Genomic DNA, 22,700 nt, shown 5'->3' on the forward strand with positions numbered 1-22,700 from the left:
AGATGGCCATGCCGCTGCGTCAGTCCATCAAGGTCGCTACGTACTTGGCTGAACAAAAGCTCCGCAAGCGGGACAAGTTTCCGCTGATCGTGGAGCTGGAACCGCTCTTCGCGTGCAACCTGAAGTGCGAGGGCTGCGGCAAGATCCAGCATCCGGCGGGTGTGCTCAAGCAGCGCATGCCGGTAGCGCAGGCCGTCGGGGCGGTCCTCGAATCCGGTGCCCCCATGGTGTCCATCGCGGGCGGCGAGCCCCTGATGCACCCTCAGATCGATGAGATCGTGCGGCAGCTGGTGGCGAGGAAGAAGTACGTCTTCCTCTGCACCAACGCGATGCTGCTGCGCAAGAAGATGGACAAGTTCAAGCCCTCTCCCTATTTCGCCTTTGCCGTGCACATCGACGGGCTGCGCGAGCGGCACGACGAGTCGGTGGCGAAGGAGGGTGTGTTCGACGAGGCCGTGGAGGCGATCAAGGAGGCCAAGCGGCGCGGCTTCAGGGTCACCACCAACTCGACCTTCTTCAACACGGACACCCCGCAGACCATCATCGAGGTGCTCAACTTCCTCAACGACGACCTCAAGGTCGACGAGATGATGATCTCGCCCGCCTACGCCTACGAGAAGGCGCCCGACCAGGAGCACTTCCTGGGCGTGGAGCAGACCCGCGAGCTGTTCAAGAAGGCCTTCGCGGGCGGCAACCGCAGGAAGTGGCGGCTGAACCACTCGCCGCTGTTCCTCGACTTCCTCGAGGGCAAGGTCGACTTCCCGTGCACCGCCTGGGCGATCCCGAACTACTCGCTCTTCGGCTGGCAGCGCCCCTGCTATCTGATGAGCGACGGGTATGTGCCGACGTACCGCGAACTCATCGAGGAAACCGACTGGGACAAGTACGGCCGCGGCAAGGACCCGCGCTGCGCCAACTGCATGGCGCACTGCGGCTACGAGCCCACCGCCGTCCTCGCCACCATGGGCTCCCTGAAGGAGTCCCTGCGCGCGATGCGCGAGACGGTCTCCGGAAACCGGGAGTGACGTCATGACCGCCATCTCCTTGGGCGTCCCCGAGGTACCGGCCCGGCCGATCGCCGAGCGGCGCGTGTCGCGGCAGATCCATGTCGGGCCGGTGGCGGTCGGGGGCGGGGCCCCGGTGTCGGTGCAGTCGATGACCACGACCCGTACCTCGGACATCGGCGCCACCCTGCAGCAGATCGCGGAACTCACCGCGTCCGGCTGCCAGATCGTCCGCGTCGCCTGTCCCACCCAGGACGACGCGGACGCCCTCGCGACCATCGCCCGCAAGTCGCAGATCCCGGTGATCGCGGACATCCACTTCCAGCCGAAGTACGTGTTCGCGGCGATCGAAGCGGGCTGTGCGGCGGTGCGGGTGAACCCCGGCAACATCAAGAAGTTCGACGACCAGGTCAAGGAGATCGCGCGGGCCGCGAAGGACCACGGCACGCCGATCCGGATCGGGGTCAACGCCGGTTCGCTGGACAGGCGGCTGCTGGAGAAGTACGGCAAGGCGACCCCGGAAGCGCTCGTCGAAAGCGCGCTGTGGGAGGCGTCCCTCTTCGAGGAGCACGGCTTCCGGGACATCAAGATCTCGGTCAAGCACAACGACCCGGTCGTGATGATCGAGGCGTACAAGCAGCTCGCCGCGCAGTGCGACTACCCGCTGCATCTCGGCGTGACCGAGGCCGGGCCCGCCTTCCAGGGCACGATCAAGTCGGCGGTCGCCTTCGGCGCGCTGCTCTCGCAGGGCATCGGCGACACCATCAGGGTCTCGCTCAGCGCCCCGCCCGCCGAGGAGGTCAAGGTCGGCCTGCAGATCCTGGAGTCCCTGAACCTCAAGCAGCGGCGGCTGGAGATCGTCTCCTGCCCGTCCTGCGGCCGCGCGCAGGTCGACGTCTACAAGCTGGCCGACGAGGTCACGGCCGGCCTGACGGGCATGGAAGTCCCGTTGCGGGTAGCCGTGATGGGTTGTGTGGTCAACGGCCCGGGTGAGGCGCGGGAGGCGGACCTGGGGGTCGCCTCCGGCAACGGCAAGGGGCAGATCTTCGTCAAGGGCGAGGTCATCAAGACCGTACCCGAGTCGAAGATCGTGGAGACCCTCATCGAGGAGGCGATGAAGATCGCCGAACAGATGGAACAGGACGGTACCGCGTCGGGGGAGCCGGCCGTCACCGTGAGTTGAACAGCACGGACCGAAGGGGGCCCGAGCGTGACCATTCTGGAGAACATCCGGGGACCACGCGACCTGAAGGCGCTGTCCGAGACGGAGCTTCGCGAACTGTCCGAAGAAATCAGGGAGTTCCTGGTGCACGCGGTGGCCAGGACCGGCGGACACCTCGGGCCCAACCTGGGGGTGGTGGAACTCTCCATCGCGCTCCACCGGGTCTTCGAGTCGCCCGTCGACCGCATCGTCTGGGACACCGGCCATCAGAGCTACGTACACAAGATTCTGACGGGTCGTCAGGACTTCTCCAAGCTGCGCGGCAAGGGCGGCCTGTCCGGCTATCCCTCGCGCGAGGAGTCCGAGCACGACATCGTCGAGAACAGCCACGCCTCCACGGCGCTCGGCTGGGCCGACGGCCTCGCCAAGGCCCGCCAGGTGCAGGGCGAGAAGGGACACGTCGTCGCGGTCATCGGCGACGGCGCCCTCACCGGTGGCATGGCCTGGGAGGCGCTGAACAACATCGCGGCCGCCAAGGACCGCCCGCTGATCATCGTCGTCAACGACAACGAGCGCTCGTACGCGCCGACCATCGGGGGGCTCGCCAACCACCTGGCCACCCTGCGCACCACCGACAGCTACGAGAAGGTGCTCGCCTGGGGCAAGGACGTGCTGCTGCGCACGCCCGTCGTCGGCAACACCATCTACGAGTCCCTGCACGGCGCGAAGAAGGGCTTCAAGGACGCCTTCGCCCCGCAGGGCATGTTCGAGGACCTGGGCCTGAAGTACGTGGGCCCGATCGACGGACACGACATCGGGGCCGTCGAGTCGGCGCTGCGGCGCGCCAAGCGCTTCCACGGACCGGTCCTCGTCCACTGCCTCACGGAGAAGGGCCGAGGCTACGAGCCCGCGATCGCCCACGAGGAGGACCACTTCCACACCGTCGGTGTGATGGACCCGCTCACCTGTGAGCCCCTCGCCCCTTCCAACGGGCCTTCCTGGACCTCGGTGTTCGGGGACGAGATCGTCGCGATCGGGGAGGAGCGGGAGGACGTCGTGGCGATCACCGCGGCCATGCTGCACCCGGTGGGGCTCGGCAAGTTCGCCGCACGCTTCCCCGACCGGGTCTGGGACGTCGGCATCGCCGAGCAGCATGCCGCCGTGTCCGCGGCCGGCCTGGCGACCGGCGGGCTGCACCCGGTCGTCGCCGTCTACGCCACCTTCCTCAACCGTGCCTTCGACCAGCTGCTGATGGACGTGGCGCTGCACCGCTGCGGGGTGACGTTCGTGCTGGACCGGGCCGGCGTCACCGGCGTCGACGGGCCGTCCCACAACGGCATGTGGGACATGTCGATCCTCCAGGTCGTGCCGGGGCTCAGGATCGCCGCGCCGCGCGACGCCGACCAGCTGCGGGCGCAGCTGCGCGAGGCCGTCGCCGTCGACGACGCGCCGACGCTGGTCCGCTTCCCGAAGGAGTCGGTCGGCCCGGAGATCCCGGCGATCGACCGGGTGGGCGGCCTCGACGTCCTGCACCGCGGCCCGGACACCCCCGATGTGCTGCTGGTCGCCGTTGGCGTGATGGCGCCCGTCTGTCTGCAGGCCGCCGAGCTGCTGGAGGCGCGCGGCATCTCGTGCACCGTCGTCGACCCCCGCTGGGTCAAGCCCGTCGACCCGTCGCTCCCGGGCCTCGCCGCCGAACACCGGCTGGTGGCCGTGGTCGAGGACAACAGCCGCGCCTCCGGAGTCGGCGCCGCGGTCGCGCTGGCGCTCGGTGACGCCGACGTCGACGTCCCCGTACGACGCTTCGGCATCCCGGAGCAGTTCCTCGCGCACGCCAAGCGCGGGGAGGTGCTCGCCGACATCGGCCTCACGCCGGTCGAGGTGGCCGGACGGATCAGCGCGAGCCTCGCCGTCAAGGAGGCCGAGGACACCCTGGCCGTCAAGGAACAGCTGGACGGCACAGTCAAGGAGAAGGCTGAATGACCAAGGAGTTCGACCTCGGCGCACTCCTGGCCGAGCGCGGAGCCGAGCGCTACGAGCTGCACGGGAAGTACCTGAACCACCAGCTCCCGCGCATGCTGCACACCATCGGCTTCGACAAGGTCTACGAGCGCGCCGAGGGCGCCCACTTCTGGGACGCGGACGGCAACGACTACCTGGACATGCTCGCCGGGTTCGGGGTGATGGGCCTGGGCCGCCACCACCCCGTCGTCCGCAAGGCGCTGCACGACGTCCTGGACGCCCAGCTCGCCGACCTCACCCGCTTCGACTGCCAGCCGCTGCCCGGGCTGCTGGCGGAGAAGCTCCTCACGCACAGCCCGCACCTGGACCGCGTGTTCTTCGGCAACAGCGGTACGGAGGCGGTGGAGACCGCGCTGAAGTTCGCCCGGTACGTCACCGGGAAGCCGCGGATCCTGTACTGCGACCATGCCTTCCACGGCCTGACCACCGGGTCGCTGTCGGTCAACGGCGAGGGCGGCTTCCGCGACGGCTTCGCCCCGCTGCTGCCCGACACGGCCGTACCGCTCGGCGATCTCGGCGCCCTGGCGCGGGAGTTGAAGAAGGGCGACGTCGCCGCCCTGATCGTCGAACCGATCCAGGGCAAGGGCGTGCACGAGGCCCCGCCCGGCTATCTGCGCGCCGCCCAGGACCTGCTGCGCAAGCACAAGGCGCTGCTCATCGCCGACGAGGTGCAGACGGGCCTGGGCAGGACCGGCGACTTCTACGCCTACCAGCACGAGGAGGGCGTCGAGCCGGACCTGGTGTGCGTGGCCAAGGCGCTCTCCGGCGGTTATGTGCCCGTCGGCGCCACCCTCGGCAAGGACTGGATCTTCAAGAAGGTCTACTCGTCGATGGACCGGGTGCTGGTCCACTCGGCGAGCTTCGGGTCCAACGCCCAGGCCATGACGGCGGGCCTCGCCGTGCTGTCCGTCATGGAGAACGAGCAGATCGTCGCCCATGCCCGTGTCGTGGGCGAGCAGTTGAAGTCCCGGCTGGCGGCGCTGATCGACAAGTACGAGCTGCTCGCCGACGTACGCGGCCGCGGCCTGATGATCGGCATCGAGTTCGGCAGGCCCAAGTCGCTGAAGCTGCGCAGCCGTTGGACGATGCTGCAGGCCGCGCGCAAGGGCCTGTTCGCGCAGATGGTCGTGGTGCCGCTGCTGCAGCGGCACCGGATCCTCACCCAGGTCTCCGGCGACCACCTGGAGGTGATCAAGCTGATCCCGCCGCTGACCATCGGGGAGCAGGACGTCGACCGGTTCGTCGACGCCTTCACCGCCGTCATGGACGACGCGCACAGCGGCGGCGGCCTCATGTGGGACTTCAGCAAGACGCTCGTGAAGCAGGCGGTCGCCAACCGGTAGGCCGCCCTGCAGACCGGGCTCCACCGGGCCCGGCCTGCAGGCCCCCCACCCGAATAATCGATCGCATGAACGATCACCGGGGGGCACAATCGCCGGATGCCGACCACCGCGGAGCAACTGCTCTCCGCACTTGAACCACTTCCGTTCCCGGCCCGCCTCGCCCTCACCGCCACGACCGCACGCCGGCTCGTCGCGGAAGGCCGACTCGCTCCTCTGCTCACCGACCTCGACGCGCGCGGCCCCTACGAGCGGCGCCTCGCCGCGCTGGCCGCCCTCGTCGGCCGGGACGCCGGCTTCCTCGCCGAGCGGCTCGCCGACCCCGACACGGTCGTCGCTGGTTACGCGCAGCGCGGCGCCCGGATCCTGCCCGTGCCGGACGAGGCGGTGGCGGCGGCATATGACAACGCATCGGCCGCACTGCGTCGGCGGCTGGCCCGCCTTCTCGCCGCCGGTGGCCGTACGGCGCTCGCCGAGCGGCTGGTGGCCCGGCTCGGCTCGGAGTGGGGCGAGGCCGAGGCCGCCCGGCTGCTGGCCGCCTGCTCCACCCCGTTCGTCGCCCGGGAGCTGCCGCGGCTCGCGCACGCCGTCGACGGCTGGACCCGGCTTGCCCGGCGCCACCCCGGGCCCGTCCTGGACCACGCCGAACGCGCCCTGTCCGAGCGCTCCGACGGGCGGGAGCGGGAGGACTGGTGGCGCCTCAACGCCACGACGGTCGCGGCCCTCGCCCCGCACCGTCCCGAGGCTGTCCTGGCACTGCTGGAGCAGTACGGGCCGCCCGGCATGCCGCCCGGCCTCTTCGGCGGCCTCGGTGCGCTGGTCGACGCCGACGCCGAGCGTGTAGTGCGCTGGATCATCTCCCCCGACCGCCACACCCCGCGCAACCCGGCCACCCCGCCGCCCGGTGTGCTGCGTCGGCTGGCGCGGGCCGAGCCGCAGTCGTTGCCGCTGCTGGGCCGCCACTGGCTGCACCACGGCCGTCACTTCGCGGGGCTGCTGAAGGCCATGGCCCCGGGCAGGCGGGCGGCTTTCCTCGACGCGGTGACCGCCGACGGGACCGGCTGGGACCCGGCTCTGGCCGTACTGGACCTGCTGCCGCGCGAACGTCGCTGGGCGGCGGTGCGGCGTGCGGCAGCCGACTTCGGCGACCGGGGCGACTGGTGGGACGACCTCGACACGCTCGCTCACGGTCCGTACGACGAGGCCCGCTCCGCGCTGCTCGCCGCGATCCGGCGGTCCGACGCGGACGACCGCGCCGCCGCCTGGCCGCTGCTGGTGGCCTGCGCAGCCCGGGACGGCGGCCGGGAGTCCGTCACCGAGGTGCTCGGCACGGCTGCCCGCCTGCGCAACGACCAGGACCCCGTGCGGGCCGCCGCGTTGGAGGCACTCGCCGAGGTGCACCCGCGGCTGTTCGCCCCCGAGGACGCCGAGCCGCTGGACCGGATCGCCGTCGACGCCCTTGAAGCCCGGGACTGCTCGGCCGCGAGTCTGACGTCGCTGCGCACCCTCGCCGAGCGCGTGCTGGTCGAGCACGCCGGGGACGGTGAAACGGCCCTGCGGGCCTGGGCGTTGAACACCCTGGAGCGGATGACGGGCCGGGTCGGCGTACCGGACTTCGGGCCGCTGCACCGGGTCCTGCGGCGCGGCCAGGAACACGAGGTGTTCGAGGCGCTGCGCCCCTGGCTGGAAGCCGCGGCGGCCAGATCCGACTTCCGGCTGCTGCTCGGCCTGGCCGCCGCGTTCGGTCCGCGGGCCCGGCGGATGCCCGCGCTCCAGGACATGCTGGCCACGACGCTGGAGCGCGGCGACGACATGACGTTCGAGGTGGCCGCGAAGCTGTGGCTGGCCGCCCCGGCCACCCGTGGGGAACGCGCGGCGGTGATCGTCGGGCAGGAGCCGTCCGCCGTCGTCCTCGCGCCGGTGCGCCGCGTGCTGTCCCGCAGCCGGACGGACCTGCTGGACACGCTGCTGGCCGACACCCCGCCGTACGGGCGTTTCCTGGTCCCCGGCGCCGCCCGGCCGCTGCCGGACCTCGGTTCCGCCGACCGCTGGCTGCCCCGCCAGCAGCGGGCGGCGGCACACCTCGCCGAGCAGGTGGCGGCGGACCGCTCGCTCCCGCTGGACGACCGGGCCGCCGCGATCCGCACCGCCGCGCCGGTGCCGGAGCTGGGTTGGGCTCTGGCGACGCGGCACCGGGACGACGAGGAAGTGGTCGTCGCCGAGGCCGCGCTCGCCGCGCTGCCCTGGACCGACCGCCCGCAGGACGCCCTGCCGGTGCTCCTGGAAGAGGCGGGCGGCGACCGGGCCCGCGTCGCCGTGTACGCGGCGACGCGCGCCGCCTGCTTCAGCAGCCCCTCCGAACTCGCCCCGGCGCTCGGCGCGTTGCTGACCGGGGAGCGGCCCGTGAAGGTGACCTCCCGCAAGGAGGCCGTACGCCTCGCGGCCCGGTTCCTGCCGCCGAGGCAGGCGGTGGCGCTGTTGGCCGGCGGCTTCGCCCCCGACTCGCACCCCGATGTACGGTCCGTCGTGATCCGTGCGCTGCCGCCGCTGCTGGGCGTACCGGAGGCCTGGAGCCTGCTCGACACCGCCGCACACGACGACTCCCCGGGCGTGCTCCGGGCCGTCGTGGAGGTGGGGCCGTGGGAACTGGCCGAGGCGCAGCGCCCCAGATACGCGGCGGTGGTCGACGCGGTCTACGACGCCGGGCTGGCCTCGTGCGAGGGCTTCACCGGATACGGCTTCCTGCAGGGGCTGGCCCCCTGGGCCCGGTACGCGCCCGGGCTGGCCGACCGGATCTCCGGCACCGTGTCCGATCTCGGCAGCCGCGCGCACTGGCAGTACGCGACCTGGGTGCTGCGCGACCTGGCGTTCTCCGACCTCCCCCACCCGGTGGGCGGCACCGAGGCCGGCAGCGCCTTCCACGGTGCGGTGACCGGCCTCCTGGCCGCGATGCACACGCCCGAGGGAGGGGGCGAGGCGCTGGCGGACCGGGACCTGCCGGCGCTGCAACGGCTGCGGACCCTGGTGTCACCGTCCTTCAACGTGGCCGGGCGGCCCGAGGGGCTGGCGACGATCGCCGCACTGCTGGCGCCGGAACCGCTGTTGGTGGCCGAACGCGCCGCGCTGCTGGGGCGGTTGGTCGAACGGACCGAGGAGCCGGACCGGCTGCTCGGGCGGCTGCTGGATCTGGCGCAGGCGCTGGAGGGCGCCGGAAGAGCGGTCGCCCTCCAGGTTGCGGGGCGCCTGCCGACGGGCGGGGCGCACCGGGCGCAGCCGGAGCGCATCGCGGCTCTGCTGGCGGCGGCCGAGCGGCTCGCCGGAGACGGTGGCACCGTCACCGGTCTGCTCGCGGTGCAGCTGGTGGCCGGGACGGCCGGCACCCTCGGCTGGCCGAAGGAGTGGCGGACGCTGCTGCGGCAGCTGCGCACACATCAGGACCCCGATGTACGGCACCAGGCACATCAGACGGTGACGGCGTCGGAGTGACAGCGCGCACGTGAGGCAGCCTTTTTGCCTCTGAGGCAAGAAATTTGCCGCACGGGTAATCCTCCGGCTGAATGGAGAGCATGAGCTCTCCCGAGACCGGGCCCGCCTCGGCGGACGCGTCGGCCGCGCCGGACGAGATCCTGCCCGTGGTCGCACCCCAGCTCCGCGCCCTGCGCCGCCGCGCCTCCCTCACCCTGGAGGCCGCGGCGCGCACCGCGGGGCTGTCGGCCGCCCATCTCTCCCGGCTGGAGACCGGGCAACGCCAGCCTTCGCTCCCGGTGCTGCTCGCCCTCGCCCGTATCTACGGTACGACCGTCTCGGAGCTTCTGGGCGAGACGGTCGCCGGACGGGACGCCGTCGTGCGTGCGGCCGACATGGAACCGACGGCGGCCGGCGGCTGGACCTACTGGCCGGCCGGTGCGCCCGGACGCGGAATGCAGGCCCTGCGCGTCCACGTACCGCACGGCTCCCAGGGCGACATCGTGCGCGTGCACCCCGGCGAGGAGTGGCTGTACGTCCTCAAGGGGCGCATGCGGCTGCGCCTTGGGGACACCACGCACCGGCTCGCCCCCGGCGACAGCGCGCACTTCGACTCGCTGACCCCGCACCGGATCGCCGCCCAGGACGCCGACGGCGTGGAGCTCCTGTTCGTCCACACCCTGCTGCAGAGCCCCACGGCCACGCTGTGCCTGGGCCCGATCACCGGAGAGATGCCATGAGCAACAGCAACATGGAGGAGAAGTTCCCCCGCGCCCTGTGGGTGCGCCTGATCATCTACATCGCCGTGGGGCACCTCTTCGCGGCCTTCATCTACCTGCTGTTCGAGCTCGGGGCGAAATAGCCGCCCGACTCGGTCGAGAGAGAAACGGCCCGGCTCAGTCCAGCAGCCGCTCGCGCAGCAGCCCGCGGAGTTCCGGGGTGAGCCCGAGGCCCTGCTCCAGGTAGGTGTCGACGTCGCCCCACGTCTCCTCGATCGTCTCGAAGGCCGCGGTCAGATACTCGGCCCGCGCCTCGAACAGCGGGCTGAGCAGTTCCATCACCTCGGGGGAGTAGGCCGAGGCGGAGCTGCCGCTGCGGTGCACCTTGTAGCGGCGGTGCTTGGCGTTCGACTCCAGGTAGTCCGCGACGATGGCCTCGCGCTCGACACCCAGGGCGAGCAGTGTCACGGCTATGGACAGGCCCGCGCGGTCCTTGCCCGCCGCGCAGTGCATCAGGGCGGGCACACTGTCGTCGGCGAGCGAGCGCAGCACGCGCGCGTGCTCGGCCGTGCGCTCCTTGATGATCGTGCGGTAGGAGACGATCATGCGGTTCGCCGCCTTGCCGTCGCCGAGGATCTCGCGCAGCTGCTCGATCTCGCCCTCCCGGACCATCTTCCAGAACCCGGATCCGTCCGCCGGGTCCGACAGCGGCAGGTTCACATTGCGCACGCCCGGCAGCTCGACGTCCGGGCCCTCCAGCTTCTGGTCCGCCGCGTTGCGGAAGTCGAAGATCGTGTGCAGCCCCAGGGAGGACAGGAACTCGGCGTCCTCCTCGGTCGCGTGCGCGAGGTGGCCGCTGCGGAACAGCACCCCGTAGCGCACCCGCCGTCCGTCCACGGTCGGAAGTCCACCCACGTCGCGGAAGTTGCGGACTCCGGCCAGCTCGGGCTCGGTCGACGGGATCTGCTGCGTCACGGGGGCTCCTCCCACTCCGCCCGGCCGGCGCGGCTCGTCGTCGGGCACCCTCCCGACCATACGACATGGATTCCTGAGGCAATGAGTTGTCCACAGGCGTTGCGACCAGGGCACATGTGGCTTGATGATGTTGGGGATTGGTCGCGCCTGTTCGGATGTGTGAGGGCTTGATGCTGGAGATCGCAGACAACGGCCGTACGTGGCTCCTCTCGGGGCCGGCCAGCAGTTACGCCGTGCACCTCACCGAGGACGACGAACTGCTGCACCTGCACTGGGGCCCCCGGATCGCGCTCGCCGACGCCGAGGCACTCGCCGTCCGCCCGCTGCCGGACTACCGGCCCTTCGAGTCCCCGCTCGACGGACGCGAGGAGTACCCGGTGGAGGGCGGCCCCCGCTTCGCGCGGCCCGCCCTGTCCGTGCGCACCGGCGAGCGGCGCGGCACCGAATGGCGCTTCGAGACGTACGAGGCGGACGACGATCACCTCCGGCTGGCCTTCCGGGACGGCGGTCTCGCGATCACGCTGCACTACCGGATGCGGCACGACGTCGTGGAACGCTGGGTGACCCTCGACAACGAGGGGTCCGCCCTGGAGCTGCTGCGCGCCGACTCCGCCACCTGGACGCTGCCCGAGCGCGAGGAGTGGCGGCTGTCCCAGCTGCACGGCCGCTGGGCCGCCGAGTCCCGGCTGACCGCCTCGCAGCTCACCTACGGTGAGAAGATCATCGGCAGCCGCCGCGGCCACACCGGACACCAGCACCTGCCCTGGGTCGCCCTCGACACCGACGCCACCGAGGAACGCGGCGAGGTCTACGGCTGCGCTCTGGGCTGGTCGGGCTCCTGGCGGATCGCGGTGGCGCAGCTCCCGGACGCGCGCGTGCAGATCACCGGCGGCGCCGGTTACGACGACTCCGGGCTGCTGCGCCTGGAGTCGGGGGAGTCGTACACGACCCCCGTCTTCGCCGGGCTGTGGAGCGACGGCGGCTTCGGCGGCGCGAGCCGCGCCTGGCACGCCTACCAGCGTGCGTACGTCATCCCGGACGCCGAGCAGGACCGGCCGGTGCTGTTCAACTCCTGGGAGGCCACGGAGTTCGACATCTCCGAGGAGCAGCAGGGAACCCTGGCGCGGCGGGCCGCGGCGATCGGCGTCGAGCTGTTCGTGGTCGACGACGGCTGGTTCGGCAAGCGCACCAGCGACCGCGCCGGCCTCGGCGACTGGACGGTCAACCGGGACCGCTTCCCGAACGGCCTCAAGCCTCTCGCGGACTATGTGCACGCTCTTGGCATGCAGTTCGGCATCTGGGTCGAGCCCGAGATGGTCAACCCGGACAGCGAGCTCTACCGAGCCCATCCCGACTGGGTGCAGTTCCAGCCGGGACGAAAGCGGACGGAATTCCGCAATCAGCTCGTACTGAACCTCGCCCGGGAGGACGTCCAGGAATACCTGTGGGAGCAGCTCCACGCGCTCCTCTCCAGCGCCCCCATCGACTATGTGAAGTGGGACTTCAACCGCTGCTTCACCGATGCGGGCTGGCCCGGCGAGCCCTACCCGCAGCGCCTTTGGGTCGATCATGTCCGCGCCCTGTACGCCCTGCTGGACCGGCTGCGGGCGGCCCACCCGAATGTCGCCTTCGAGTCCTGCTCGGGCGGCGGCGGACGGATCGACCTCGGGATCATGAGCCGTACGGACCAGGTGTGGACCTCCGACAACACCGACCCGCTCGACCGGCTCGCCATCCAGCACGGCTTCAGCCAGGTCCACCCCGCACGGGTGATGGCCGCCTGGGTCACCGACAGCCCGAACACCCAGCTCAACGGCCGGGTCAGCTCGCTGCGCTTCCGGTTCGTGAGCTCCATGGCCGGCGTGCTCGGGGTCGGCGGGGACCTCACCCGGTGGACCGAGGAGGAGCTGGCCGAGGCCGGCCAGTGGGTGGCGCTCTACAAGGAGATCCGGCCGCTGGTGCAGCACGGGGACCTCTACCGGCTGCGGCCGCCGCGGGGCGGACTGAGTGCGGTGCAGTATGTGCGCGGGGACGAGGCGGTCGTCCTCGCCTGGCTCCAGGCGCAGAGCCACGGCGAGCCCGTGCCGGCGCTGCGACTGCGGGGCCTCGACCCGACAGCCTCGTATGAATGCCCTGAAACGGGCGAAATCCACAGCGGTGCCGTATTGCTGCATCACGGACTGCGTACCGGATTGCGTGGTGACCTCGACGCGGCAGTTTTCCGTCTGCGGCGTATCTGAGTCTTCTGTCCGGATTGGCGCTCCTTCTGCCTCTTTATTCCAACTCGCTCCTGAATGGGGGATCCTGGAGCAGGGGCACGTGAGGAGCGTCATATCCATGACGGTGCGTGGCGCGTCATGTCCACGTAATTCACGTGCTTTACAAGGGTGTTTGGTCGAGACGATCACCCCCGAATCAACGCAGGGTTACCGGGTTTTCTCCCAAGGGATCAATAGAAACGCATTCACGGGGAACCGGCACTTGTTGCTTTGCGTCTTGGTCGCTTACGTTCGCCACCAATCCGGACGGACGCCCAATCCTGCCGCCGCCCGGTGCCCGCACAACTCACCCGTGAACGGCAGGAGCGGGGGACCCACAGGTACAACTGCCTGTTCCGGTCTCCGGAACGGCTAGGGGTAAAGCCGCGTCGCATGCGCGGCCGGGCATCTCCAGCCCGAACCCGACAGCTCACCTCGCAGGCGCCGGAGAGGAATTCGTCATGCCCGCGAAGGGTAAACACCGCCGCCCGAAGCCCCAGCGCTTCACCCGCTCCATCGCCGTCGCCGGAACCGGTGGCGCCGCACTCGCTCTCCCGCTCATGGGGGCCACCGGCGCCCATGCCGCCACAACCCAGTCCGCTTCCCAGACGGTTTCGGAAAAGGCCGTCCAGTCCCTTCCGGTCACCGCGAAGAAGGCGGCCCAGAAGAGCGCCGCCGGCAATGCGGGTGTGCGGACCTATTCAGTGCGGGCCGGCGACTACCTCTCGAGGATCGCCGACGAGCAGCATGTCTCCGGCGGCTGGCACAAGCTCTACTCGGACAACCGCCGGGCCGTCGGCGACGACCCGTCGCTGATCCACCCGGGCCTGAAGCTGACGATCGGCCGGAAGGCCGCGACGGACACCACCAAGTCGTCGTCCTCGTCCGCTTCGTCCGCCTCGAAGACGTCCTCGTCCGCCGGCAGGGCGACCGCCACCAAGGCCTCGGAGTCCGCCCCCACCGGCTTCACCCTCCCCGTGGCCGGAGGCACCGTCGGCACCGGCTACCACGTGCCCGGGGGTATGTGGTCCAGCGGCTACCACACGGGTGTCGACTTCGTCGTCCCGACCGGCACCGCCCTCAAGGCCGTCGGTGCGGGCACGGTCGTCTCCGCCGGTTGGGGCGGCGCCTACGGCAACCAGGTCGTCATCAGGCTGGCCGACGGGTACTACGCCCAGTACGGCCACATGTCCCAGATCTCCGTCTCGGCCGGCCAGACCGTGACCGCGGGGCAGCAGCTCGGCCTCTCCGGCGCGACCGGCAACGTGACCGGCCCGCACCTGCACTTCGAGATCCGCACCACGCCCGACTACGGCTCCGACGTGGACCCGGTCGCCTACCTCCGCTCGAAGGGCGTCGGCGTCGGCTGACATCCCCTTGGAACCACCTGCCTGACACGCTGCCGAAGGCCGGACCCCGATCCCCGGGTCCGGCCTTCGGTGTGTCCGGCTGCGCTCATGTTTGCCGTATTGCGTTCTTGTGGCGGGGGCTGCACGGGTGTCGACAGCGGGGGGAGGTGAGGGCACAGTGATCTCCGTAGCGATGAAAGCGCTTTCCCTATCGCCTTCCCAGGTCTGTGGAGGTTCCCGTGCCCGGCGTCGGTCGACGCACCGCCAGGCGGCATCGCTTCGGCGGTGATCGTGGCCGCCCAGGTCTACGTGCAGGTCGGCGACGGCCGGAAGCAGTTGTACGCCGTCGAGCTGTCCGTCAAGACGTCTTCTCACCACCAGCGACACGGCCTTCGGCTCGGCCGAGTTCCCGGCCGCCTGCCGCGACCTACCTCCCCGGCTGCGGGAAGCCGCGCCGCACGCCCGCATTCTCGCGCTGGGCCCCTTCAGCGGAGCGCACGCCGACGGCATCGCCGCCGCGGTCGGTGAACTGGCCGACCCGCACACCGAGTTCGTCGACACCACTGACTGGCTCTCCCCGGCGGACGGGGACTTCAACTGCAACGTCCACCCCGCGTTGAGGGCCACCGCAAAGTGGCCGACCACCTGCTCACCCTTCTCGGATCCACCCTCACTGCACCCGAAGGAGCCGCCCCGTGACGAGTACCCGTAGAGCATTCGGAGCCCTGGCTGCCGGCGCCGCCCTGGCCGCCCTCGCCCCCGCGCCGGCCGCCACTGCCTCGCCCCGCGGCCGCCTCATCGCCCGCGACGACTTCCGCCACGGCCTCGGCAAGTGGGCGGTCGAACTGGAGCAGGGCGGCACCGTGACCGCCTCCCGAGGGGTGCTGGAGGTCGACGTACCCGCCGGGGCGACGGTCTGGTTCAGACAGCGGCTCGAAGGGCCGTACGTCATCGAGTACACGGCGACGCCCGTGTCGCAAGGCGGCGCGAACGACCGCGTGTCCGACCTCAACAACTTCTGGAACGCCACCGACGTCCGCTCCCCGGACGACCTCTTCGCCACCCGCCGCAGCGGGGCACTGGCCGAGTACGACTACCTCAAGACGTACTACGTGGGCTACGGCGCCAACACGAACACCACGACCCGTCTGCGCCGTTACGTCGGGGAGCCCGGGGTCCGCCCGCTGATCTACGACTACACGGAGCCGCTCCTCGTCGCGAACGAACCCAACCGCGTCCGTATCGTCTCCGACGGCTCGGCGGTCCGCTGGTGGAACAACGGGCGGCTCGTCTTCGACTACACCGACCAGCAGCCGTACACAAGGGGGCACTTCGCCTTCCGGACCACCTGGAGCCACTTCCGGATCACCGACTTCAGGGTCCGCCGGCTCGTCCCGCACCGTCTCTGACGCCTTGACGACGCTTCAACGTCGCTGATGGAAGGGGTATTCCGGGCTTGGCGAACACTTTAGAAGTGGCTTATCTCACCGCACGTCAACCCTTTCCTACGGTCGCGTAGGTCACATTCGAAGGTGAATCATGGTCGATGTGACAGACGATTCGAAGAGTGACAGCAGATCAGTGATCGGGTCGTACGTTGCGGTGGGGGACAGCTTCACCGAGGGCGTCGGCGACCCCGGCCCCGACGGGAGATTCGTCGGCTGGGCCGACCGGTTCGCGGTGCTTCTCGCGGACCGGCGACCCGAGGGCGACTTCGGCTACACCAACCTCGCCGTGCGCGGCAAACTGCTCGACCAGATCGTGGAGGACCAGGTCCCGCAGGCCGTCGAACTGGCGCCGGACCTCGTCTCCTTCTGTGCCGGCGGCAACGACATCATCCGTCCCGGCACCGACCCCGACGAGGTCGCCGAGCGCTTCGAGCGGGCGGTTGCCCGGCTCACCGAAGTCGCCGGCACGGTCATGGTGACCACCGGCTTCGACACCCGTGGCGTCCCCGTGCTCAAGCACCTGCGCGGCAAGATCGCCACGTACAACGGCCATGTGCGGGCCATCGCCGACCGGTACGGCTGTCCCGTGCTCGACCTGTGGTCCCTGAAGACCGTTCAGGACCGCAGGGCGTGGGACGGCGACCGCCTCCACCTCTCGCCCGAGGGGCACACGCGCGTGGCGCTCCGCGCCGGGCAGGTCCTCGGCCTCGAGGTGCCGGCCGACCCCGACCAGCCCTGGCCGCCGCTCCCGCCGCGCGGCACCCTCGAGGTGCGACGGGACGACGTGCACTGGGCGCGCGAGTACCTGGTGCCGTGGATCGGCCGCCGGCTGCGCGGCGAGTCGTCCGGGGACCACGTCACGGCCAAGGGCGCACTGTCGCCGGACGACATCAAGATGCGGATCGCTTCGGTGGCGTGACAGCCGCCTGAGACCGTCCTGGGCCGAGCCCTCGAAATGGCTTGAGAAGGGCCCTCGCCGGGCGGGCGGAGCAGCGGCCCGGTGGCACTGAGCCCCCGCCGAGTGCGGGGGCTCAGTGCTGCGAAGCCGTCAACGCCGCCCGCTCCAGTCCCAGTTCCCGGGCCAGCGCCTCGTCCACCCACTCCTGCGCCCGCGCCCGCGACACCGCACCGGCGTACGAGGTCAGCTGCACGGCGAGCCCGTCCAGCAGGGCGGTCAGCCGCAGGGCCGCGCCGTGCGGGTCCGGGCAGCGGAACTCGTCCGCGGCCACACCCTCCGCGATGACCTCGGCGATGGCCGCCTTCCACCGCTTGTCGAGGTCGCGCGTGACCTCCTGCAGCGCGGGCTCGCGCAGCGCCGCCGCCCAGCCCTCGATCCACAGCCGCCAGCCCTTGGCCTGGCCCGTCGGCGCGTACCAGCGCACCGCCGACCGCAACCGCCGCAGCGCGGTCGTACGGCGGCCCAGAAGCTTGCGCAGATGCCCGAGGTCGTCCTCGGCCGCGAAGGTGAACGCGGCGGCGACCAGCTTCTCCTTCGTCGAGAAGTGGTACAGCACCAGCGCGTTGCTCACACCGAGCGCCGAGGCCACGTCGGCGATCCTGACCGCCGCCACGCCTCGCGCCTCGATCTGCCCGATGGCGGCCCGCAGCAACTCCTCGCGCCGCTCGGCCACGCTCAACCGCACTCTCGCCACGCGGTCACCCTATTCCGTCGCCGCTGGTGACGCCGGGCGAGGTCAGCAGTTGGCGGGTTCGAGCGGGTGCGCGCTGCGGCAGTACAGCCGCTCGTACTCTCCGAGCGGCCGGATGTCCGGCACGGATGCCCGGACCGTCGTCACCGGTACCAGCCGAACCGTTCCGCGATCACCGGCAGCCGGTCCGCGACGATGGCGTGCGCGGCGGCGCGCGGGGTCGTCCCGTCGGCCTCCGCGCGGGCCAGCATCTGCTCGGTCAGGGCCCTCATCGAGCGGCGGGTGTGGGCGAACGCCTCCTCCGCGTCCGGGCCGATGTCGCCGAACAGGGTCCACCACCACCAGGCGTTCGTCCCGGAGTTGACGACCACGTCCGGCAGCACGGTCACCCCGCGCGCGGCCAGCAGCTCCTCCGCCTCGGGCAGTACGGGCATGTTGGCCGCCTCGACGATCCAGCGGGCGGTGATCCGCTCCTGGCCGGCGGTGTCGATCGCGTACGAGACCGCCGCGGGTACGAGCACCTCCGCCTCGGCCGACAGCCAGGCCTCGCCGGGCAGTTCACGGTCGCCGGGGCGCAGGGCCGCACGGTCCACGGTGCCGTACGCGTCCCGCGCGGCGAGCAGCGCCTCGACGTCGAGGCCCGCCGGGTTGGCGATGGTGCCCTTGATGTCGGCGACGGCGACGACGGTGAGCCCCGCCCGCGCGAGGAAACGCGCCGTCGCCCCGCCCATCGTGCCCAGGCCCTGCACGGCGACCCGCGTCCCCGTGTACGGCACGCCCGCCCGGTCCAGGGCGGCCAGCGCCGACTCGGCGACCCCGCACCCGCCGACCAACTCGTCCAGTCCGATCCCGTCCACCTCGATCGCGAACGCGTCCGCGAGCCGACGGCGCGCCGCCGCCTCGTCGTCGAGCAGCGGATACACGGCCTGGACGGACGACACGAGCCCCGCCTCGGCCACCGCCCGGTCCACCAGGTCCTGGCTGAGACCGAGGTCCTCCCCGGTGGTCCAGAAGCCTTCGACGTACGGCTTCATGGCCCGCAGGTAGCGCACCAGGAGGGCGTACGCCCCCGGGTCCTGGGGATCGCAGTCGATGCCGCCCTTGGCGCCGCCCAGGGGGACGTAGCGGCCCTCGGGGTTGTAGTGCAGTGCCTCCTTCATGGTCATCCCGCGCGCGAGCCCGGCGACCTCGTCCAGGGTGCAGCCCGCGCGCATGCGCAGTCCGCCGCTGGAGACGCCGCGCACCAGCCGGTCGACGACCAGGAAGCCCTGGCGGCCGGTGAGGTGGTCGGTCCAGGTGACCGACATCAGGGGGGTGGTCATGCGATCTCCTCGCGGATGGTGACCAGAGGCGGCGACGGGGGCGAAGGTCCCCCGATTACTGAATCGTCAGTCAGTATCGGAATCGGGGGCACCCACTGTCAACGGGCGGATCGATCACCCCGGCGCCGGCAGGAGGACGGGAATGGACGCCGACGGTCCGCGGTTCACCAAGCGGTCGGCAATCTTTGGGCTTTCCTTGGAATGAGCCCGCAGCGACGCGGACGACACAGGTGTTGTCGGAGCAGCCGACCATAATGGAATGCCTCGTCGACTCCATCTGGAGGTACCGTGTCCGGTTTCCGTTCCCTGAGCTCCGGGCTCCGTGCGCTGCAGCCCGCGGGCTTCGGCGCGGACCCGAGCGGTGAGCGTCTCGCACGCATCCGCAGATCGCCGCACTTCAAGGACGGGGTCTTCCAGAATCCCGGAGGCACCGCCCGGATCCGGCCCTCCGGCTCCACGCTGGACTTCGCGAAGGTCTTCTTCGACAAGGACGAGCGGCCCCGGCGCGCCCCCAAGGGCACGGTGCCGGTGCACCCCACCACGCTCGCCGACATCGCGAAGCCGCCGGCCACCGGACTGCGGCTGACCTGGATGGGGCACTCCAGCGTGCTTGCCGAGATCGACGGACAGCGGGTGCTCTTCGACCCCGTGTGGGGCGAGCGCTGCTCCCCGTTCTCCTTCGTCGGCCCCAAGCGGCTGCACCCGGTGCCACTGCCGATCGCCGCGCTCGGCCCGGTCGACGTCGTCGTCATCTCGCACGACCACTACGACCACCTGGACCTGCCCACCATCAAGGCACTGGCCGACACGGACACGCTGTTCGCCGTCCCCCTCGGCGTCGGCGCCCACCTCGAACACTGGGGCGTCTCCGCCGACCGGCTGCGCGAGCTGGACTGGCACGAGGCGACCAAGGTCGGCGGCCTCACCCTGACCGCCACCCCGGCCCGCCACTTCTGCGGCCGCGGCCTGCGCAACACCCAGCACACCCTGTGGGCCTCCTGGTCCGTCGCCGGGGACGAGCACCGGATCTTCCACAGCGGCGACACCGGCTACTTCGACGGCTTCAAGGACATCGGCGCCGAGCACGGACCCTTCGATGCCACGATGATCCAGATCGGCGCCTACTCCGACTTCTGGCCGGACATCCACATGACGCCCGAAGAGGGCATGCGCGCCCACCTCGACCTGCAGGGCGGCGAGCCGCACGGCGTGATGATGCCGATCCACTGGGCCACCTTCAACCTGGCCACGCACCCCTGGGCGGAGCCCGGCGAGGGCACCGTCGCGGCCGCCCGCGCCACGGGCTCCCGCATCGCCCTGCCCCGCCCGGGAGAGCCCTTCGAGCCCACTGCGGAGACGGTTCCGTCCGAACCGTGGTGGCGGGCCGTCGCCCAGGCCCCGGCCGGCGGCTGGCCGACGGCGGACGTGCTGACGAAGGCGGCAATCAAGACGGCCGCCGATTCCGGAGCCGAGGCCCGGACCGACGCCGACGGCAAGTCCGCGGAGGGCACAGGGGAGCCCGAGACGGTATCGGCGGGCTGACCTCGACGGGGGAGGCCGTGACCCGACCCGGCATGCTGGGAGAGGATCCCGGCATGAGCCATCAGCAGACGGTGACGGTCGGGGTCGACCTGGCTGCCAGTGCACGGCGTACCGCCGTGTGCCGCGTGCTGTGGGCAGCCGACGGCGATCTGACGGCGGAGTTCGTCGTGCCGGAAGGGGACGAGGACCTGCTGGCGCTGGTCCGGGCCGCCGACAAGACCGGCCTCGACTGTCCGCTCGGCTGGCCGTCGAGCTTCGTGGCCACGGTCCTCGCCCACCACCAGGGCATACGGCTGCCGCCGCAAGCGCGGTTCCAGGAGCGCACGGACGGCCGTCCCGGCCTGGACGCGCTGCGGTTCCGGCTGACCGACGACCTCACCTGGAAGACGACCTCGATGCGCCCTCCGCTGTCGGTGTCCACCGATCTGCTGGGCGTCGTGGCGCTGCGTGCCGCCCGTCTCCTGGACGCGCTCGCGGCGGCTGACACCCCTGTGCCCCGGGACGGGTCGGGCCGGGTCGCCGAGGTGTACCCGGCCGCCGCGCTGCGGCGGTGGGGCATCCGCCCGGCCCGCAGCTACAAGAGCGCCACGCCCGAAGCGCGCGAGGTCCGCGAGCACATTCTTCTCGCGGTCGAGGAGGGCCTGGGACTGGTCCTGCCCGAGCCGGTGCGTTCCACGTGCGCCGACAGCCACGACCATCTCGACGCCCTGCTCTGCGCTCTGGTCGCCAGGGCCGTCCTGGTCGGGGACACCCGGTGGCCGCGCACCGCGGACGAGTGTGCCGCCGCCCGGCAGGAGGGCTGGATCCACCTGCCGGGCGGGGACCTGGCCGCCCTTCGCTGACGACACCGACGGCCGGAGTGGGCGGAGTGGGCGGAGTGGGCGTCTCAGCCCTGTGCGGGCCCGTCCACGTTGAACGTGGACTGCCCCGTCCCCGCCCTCGTGACGATGATGTCGGCAGGCTCCGCCGAGGGGTTGCTCTCCCGGTGCACGGCGCCCTTCGGCACGTGGACGAAGTCGCCGGGACCGGCATCGACCGTGCGCGAGCCGTCCTGGCCGAACTCCATCCTGAGGGCCCCGGTGAGGACGTAGATCACCGACTCGTGCTCGCCGTGGTGATGCCAGCCGGAGACCGTCCCGGGTTCGGTGCGGACGAATCCCGCCCACATGCCGTCGGTGGCGAACGCCTCCTGCCGGTCCATTCCCGCTGTTGCGGGCCCGGGCCGTCGGTCGCCGGGACGGGCGACGGTCACCTCGTCGCGTGGAAGCTCCATGAAGGCTCCTTCGGCTCGGGCCGTCGAACGGCGGCTCCGTCTCCTCACCAGGCTAGCCAGGCGGCCCACCACCAGAGCGGAACCCTTGGGCGAACCATGGTGTGATGGCGCCGTGAGCCGCGCCGCAGAAGAAACGAACCGCCGCATGCTGCGGGCCCGGGACGCGATGGACCGCGCCTACGCCCAGCCGCTGGACGTGCCCGCCCTGGCCCGGATCGCCCATGTCTCCCCGGCGCATTTCGCCCGCACCTTCCGCGCCACGTTCGGCGAGACACCGCACCGCTATCTGCAGCGCCGCCGCGTCGAGCGCGCGATGTTCCTGCTGCGGGAGACGGACCGCAGCGTCACGGACATCTGCTTCGAGGTCGGCTTCGGCAGCCCGGGCACCTTCAGCCGCACCTTCCGCGACGTCGTCGGCCGCTCGCCCAGGGAGTACCGCAAACAGGCCGTCGCCGTGGACGTCCCCACCTGTTTCACGATGGCGTGGATGCGGCCGAGCGCCTGACAGTCCCCTCGTCCTTGTGCTCGTCCTTCTGCTCGCTCTTCGGTGGACAGAGCAGTTTTGGATAAGTTTTCGCGGTGCGGGGCTCGTAGCGTGATGCACATGTTCACAGCAATCACGCACTCGCAGATCTACGTCCTCGACCAGGACGAGGCCCTCGACTTCTACGTCGGCAAGCTCGGCCTGGAGGTCAACACCGACGCCGACCTCGGCTTCATGCGCTGGCTCACCGTCAACGTCCCCGGCCAGCCGGACCGCGAGGTCCTGCTGGAGCGGCCCGGCCCGCCGCGGCTGTCCGAGGAGACCGCGGAACAGGTCCGCGAGCTGCTGACCAAGGGCGCGACGGGCGGCTTCCTCATCTTCCGGACCGAGGACTGCCGCAAGACGTACGAGACCCTCAAGGCCAAGGGCGTCGAGTTCACGGAGGAGCCCACCGAGCGGCCGTACGGAATCGACTGCGGTCTGAGGGACCCGTTCGGCAACAGCATCAGGTTCACCCAGCCGAAGGCTTAGGCCAATACGCTGAGTGACGTTCGGGGGATGACTTCTGGAGGCGTGTGAGCGTCCCGAAACGGTCCCGGCGGGTTGTCGGGCGGACAGAAAAGGGCATTCGGTGAGGGCCGGGAAGCAGTCGCTCCCCGGCCCTCACCCTTTCCTGGTGACCGCTCCT

Annotated in this window: 19 protein-coding genes and 1 riboswitch; of the genes, 15 read left to right on the forward strand and 4 right to left on the reverse strand. The window is 71.1% G+C overall.

Annotation, left to right across the window (positions count from 1 at the left end; translation table 11 throughout):
* Positions 1-2 precede the first annotated feature (2 nt).
* The 7 genes from hpnH to EDD92_RS39960 all read left to right on the forward strand — a co-directional run bounded on the left by hpnH (position 3) and on the right by EDD92_RS39960 (position 9,855).
* Positions 3-1,025 (forward strand): adenosyl-hopene transferase HpnH, encoded by a 1,023-nt coding sequence (gene hpnH, locus EDD92_RS39930; RefSeq protein ID WP_030936191.1) that lies wholly within the window; start codon positions 3-5, stop codon positions 1,023-1,025.
* A 4-nt stretch (positions 1,026-1,029) separates the two neighbouring features.
* On the forward strand, positions 1,030-2,187 hold the full coding sequence (gene ispG, locus EDD92_RS39935; RefSeq protein ID WP_123968803.1) for a flavodoxin-dependent (E)-4-hydroxy-3-methylbut-2-enyl-diphosphate synthase: 1,158 nt from the start codon (positions 1,030-1,032) through the stop codon (positions 2,185-2,187).
* A gap of 27 nt (positions 2,188-2,214) precedes the next feature.
* Complete coding sequence (gene dxs / locus EDD92_RS39940) at positions 2,215-4,149, forward strand: 1-deoxy-D-xylulose-5-phosphate synthase (RefSeq protein ID WP_123968804.1); 1,935 nt, start codon at positions 2,215-2,217, stop codon at positions 4,147-4,149.
* Positions 4,146-5,531 carry an aspartate aminotransferase family protein gene (locus tag EDD92_RS39945; protein WP_123968805.1) on the forward strand — a complete coding sequence of 462 codons (1,386 nt, stop codon included), beginning with the start codon at positions 4,146-4,148 and terminating at the stop codon, positions 5,529-5,531. The genes dxs and EDD92_RS39945 overlap by 4 nt, the downstream gene beginning before the upstream one ends.
* Positions 5,532-5,627: 96 nt before the next feature.
* Positions 5,628-9,014, forward strand: a complete 3,387-nt coding sequence (locus tag EDD92_RS39950) for a hypothetical protein (protein ID WP_123968806.1) — start codon at positions 5,628-5,630, stop codon at positions 9,012-9,014.
* An 80-nt stretch (positions 9,015-9,094) separates the two neighbouring features.
* Complete coding sequence (locus EDD92_RS39955; protein WP_123968807.1) at positions 9,095-9,733, forward strand: helix-turn-helix domain-containing protein; 639 nt, start codon at positions 9,095-9,097, stop codon at positions 9,731-9,733.
* Positions 9,730-9,855: a DUF6126 family protein gene (locus EDD92_RS39960; protein ID WP_123968808.1), complete on the forward strand. Its 126-nt coding sequence runs from the start codon at positions 9,730-9,732 to the stop codon at positions 9,853-9,855. Before EDD92_RS39955 ends, EDD92_RS39960 begins: the two co-directional genes overlap by 4 nt.
* Positions 9,856-9,889: 34 nt before the next feature.
* Here EDD92_RS39960 and EDD92_RS39965 read toward each other — a convergent pair whose 3' ends face one another.
* Positions 9,890-10,687, reverse strand: a complete 798-nt coding sequence (locus EDD92_RS39965; protein ID WP_123968809.1) for a tyrosine-protein phosphatase — start codon at positions 10,685-10,687, stop codon at positions 9,890-9,892.
* Positions 10,688-10,857: 170 nt separating this feature from the next.
* On the opposite strand from EDD92_RS39965, the gene EDD92_RS39970 reads away from it, so the two are divergent.
* The 4 genes from EDD92_RS39970 (at position 10,858) to EDD92_RS39985 (ending at position 16,661) form a co-directional block, all read left to right on the forward strand.
* Complete coding sequence (locus tag EDD92_RS39970; protein ID WP_123968810.1) at positions 10,858-12,927, forward strand: alpha-galactosidase; 2,070 nt, start codon at positions 10,858-10,860, stop codon at positions 12,925-12,927.
* Positions 12,928-13,243: 316 nt separating this feature from the next.
* Positions 13,244-13,402: riboswitch (cyclic di-AMP (ydaO/yuaA leader) on the forward strand.
* A gap of 4 nt (positions 13,403-13,406) precedes the next feature.
* Positions 13,407-14,315, forward strand: a complete 909-nt coding sequence (locus tag EDD92_RS39975; RefSeq protein ID WP_123968811.1) for a LysM peptidoglycan-binding domain-containing M23 family metallopeptidase — start codon at positions 13,407-13,409, stop codon at positions 14,313-14,315.
* Positions 14,316-14,989: 674 nt separating this feature from the next.
* The gene (locus tag EDD92_RS39980; RefSeq protein ID WP_123968812.1) at positions 14,990-15,703 is read left to right on the forward strand and encodes a DUF6250 domain-containing protein; all 714 of its coding nucleotides are present in this window, start codon (positions 14,990-14,992) and stop codon (positions 15,701-15,703) included.
* A 172-nt stretch (positions 15,704-15,875) separates the two neighbouring features.
* A complete protein-coding gene (locus EDD92_RS39985) occupies positions 15,876-16,661 on the forward strand; it encodes an SGNH/GDSL hydrolase family protein (RefSeq protein ID WP_123970757.1) in 786 nt (261 codons plus the stop codon).
* 112 nt (positions 16,662-16,773) lie between these two features.
* On the opposite strand, the gene EDD92_RS39990 is transcribed toward EDD92_RS39985, so the two are convergent.
* Positions 16,774-17,394, reverse strand: a complete 621-nt coding sequence (locus tag EDD92_RS39990; RefSeq protein ID WP_311736794.1) for a TetR/AcrR family transcriptional regulator — start codon at positions 17,392-17,394, stop codon at positions 16,774-16,776.
* 140 nt (positions 17,395-17,534) lie between these two features.
* On the reverse strand, positions 17,535-18,713 hold the full coding sequence (locus EDD92_RS39995) for a glutamate dehydrogenase (protein ID WP_123968813.1): 1,179 nt from the start codon (positions 18,711-18,713) through the stop codon (positions 17,535-17,537).
* Positions 18,714-19,001: 288 nt separating this feature from the next.
* On the opposite strand from EDD92_RS39995, the gene EDD92_RS40000 reads away from it, so the two are divergent.
* Together EDD92_RS40000 and EDD92_RS40005 are read left to right on the forward strand one after the other, a co-directional pair.
* Positions 19,002-20,255 (forward strand): MBL fold metallo-hydrolase, encoded by a 1,254-nt coding sequence (locus EDD92_RS40000; protein ID WP_123968814.1) that lies wholly within the window; start codon positions 19,002-19,004, stop codon positions 20,253-20,255.
* Between the two features lie 53 nt (positions 20,256-20,308).
* Positions 20,309-21,097, forward strand: a complete 789-nt coding sequence (locus tag EDD92_RS40005; RefSeq protein WP_123968815.1) for a DUF429 domain-containing protein — start codon at positions 20,309-20,311, stop codon at positions 21,095-21,097.
* Positions 21,098-21,141: 44 nt separating this feature from the next.
* Here EDD92_RS40005 and EDD92_RS40010 read toward each other — a convergent pair whose 3' ends face one another.
* Entirely contained in the window at positions 21,142-21,528 is a 387-nt protein-coding gene (locus EDD92_RS40010) for a cupin domain-containing protein (protein ID WP_123968816.1), read from the reverse strand.
* A gap of 112 nt (positions 21,529-21,640) precedes the next feature.
* Between EDD92_RS40010 and EDD92_RS40015 the strand changes: the two genes are divergently transcribed.
* Both EDD92_RS40015 and EDD92_RS40020 read left to right on the forward strand, forming a co-directional pair.
* Positions 21,641-22,033 (forward strand): helix-turn-helix domain-containing protein, encoded by a 393-nt coding sequence (locus tag EDD92_RS40015; RefSeq protein ID WP_260327088.1) that lies wholly within the window; start codon positions 21,641-21,643, stop codon positions 22,031-22,033.
* 99 nt (positions 22,034-22,132) lie between these two features.
* A complete protein-coding gene (locus EDD92_RS40020; protein ID WP_030936149.1) occupies positions 22,133-22,543 on the forward strand; it encodes a VOC family protein in 411 nt (136 codons plus the stop codon).
* The last annotated feature ends 157 nt before the right edge of the window (positions 22,544-22,700 follow it).

Origin of the sequence: Streptomyces sp. TLI_185 (genome assembly GCF_003814765.1) — a bacterium.
Lineage (GTDB): Bacteria > Actinomycetota > Actinomycetes > Streptomycetales > Streptomycetaceae > Streptomyces.

Coding starts and splice junctions, on each gene's coding strand:
- hpnH (WP_030936191.1), top strand. CDS start 3: ATGGCCATGCCGCTGCGTCAGTCCATCAAGGTCGCTACGTACTTGGCT.
- ispG (WP_123968803.1), top strand. CDS start 1,030: ATGACCGCCATCTCCTTGGGCGTCCCCGAGGTACCGGCCCGGCCGATC.
- EDD92_RS39945 (WP_123968805.1), top strand. CDS start 4,146: ATGACCAAGGAGTTCGACCTCGGCGCACTCCTGGCCGAGCGCGGAGCC.
- EDD92_RS39950 (WP_123968806.1), top strand. CDS start 5,628: ATGCCGACCACCGCGGAGCAACTGCTCTCCGCACTTGAACCACTTCCG.
- EDD92_RS39955 (WP_123968807.1), top strand. CDS start 9,095: ATGAGCTCTCCCGAGACCGGGCCCGCCTCGGCGGACGCGTCGGCCGCG.
- EDD92_RS39960 (WP_123968808.1), top strand. CDS start 9,730: ATGAGCAACAGCAACATGGAGGAGAAGTTCCCCCGCGCCCTGTGGGTG.
- EDD92_RS39970 (WP_123968810.1), top strand. CDS start 10,858: ATGCTGGAGATCGCAGACAACGGCCGTACGTGGCTCCTCTCGGGGCCG.
- EDD92_RS39975 (WP_123968811.1), top strand. CDS start 13,407: ATGCCCGCGAAGGGTAAACACCGCCGCCCGAAGCCCCAGCGCTTCACC.
- EDD92_RS39995 (WP_123968813.1), bottom strand. CDS start 18,713: ATGACCACCCCCCTGATGTCGGTCACCTGGACCGACCACCTCACCGGC.
- EDD92_RS40005 (WP_123968815.1), top strand. CDS start 20,309: ATGAGCCATCAGCAGACGGTGACGGTCGGGGTCGACCTGGCTGCCAGT.
- EDD92_RS40010 (WP_123968816.1), bottom strand. CDS start 21,528: ATGGAGCTTCCACGCGACGAGGTGACCGTCGCCCGTCCCGGCGACCGA.
- EDD92_RS40020 (WP_030936149.1), top strand. CDS start 22,133: ATGTTCACAGCAATCACGCACTCGCAGATCTACGTCCTCGACCAGGAC.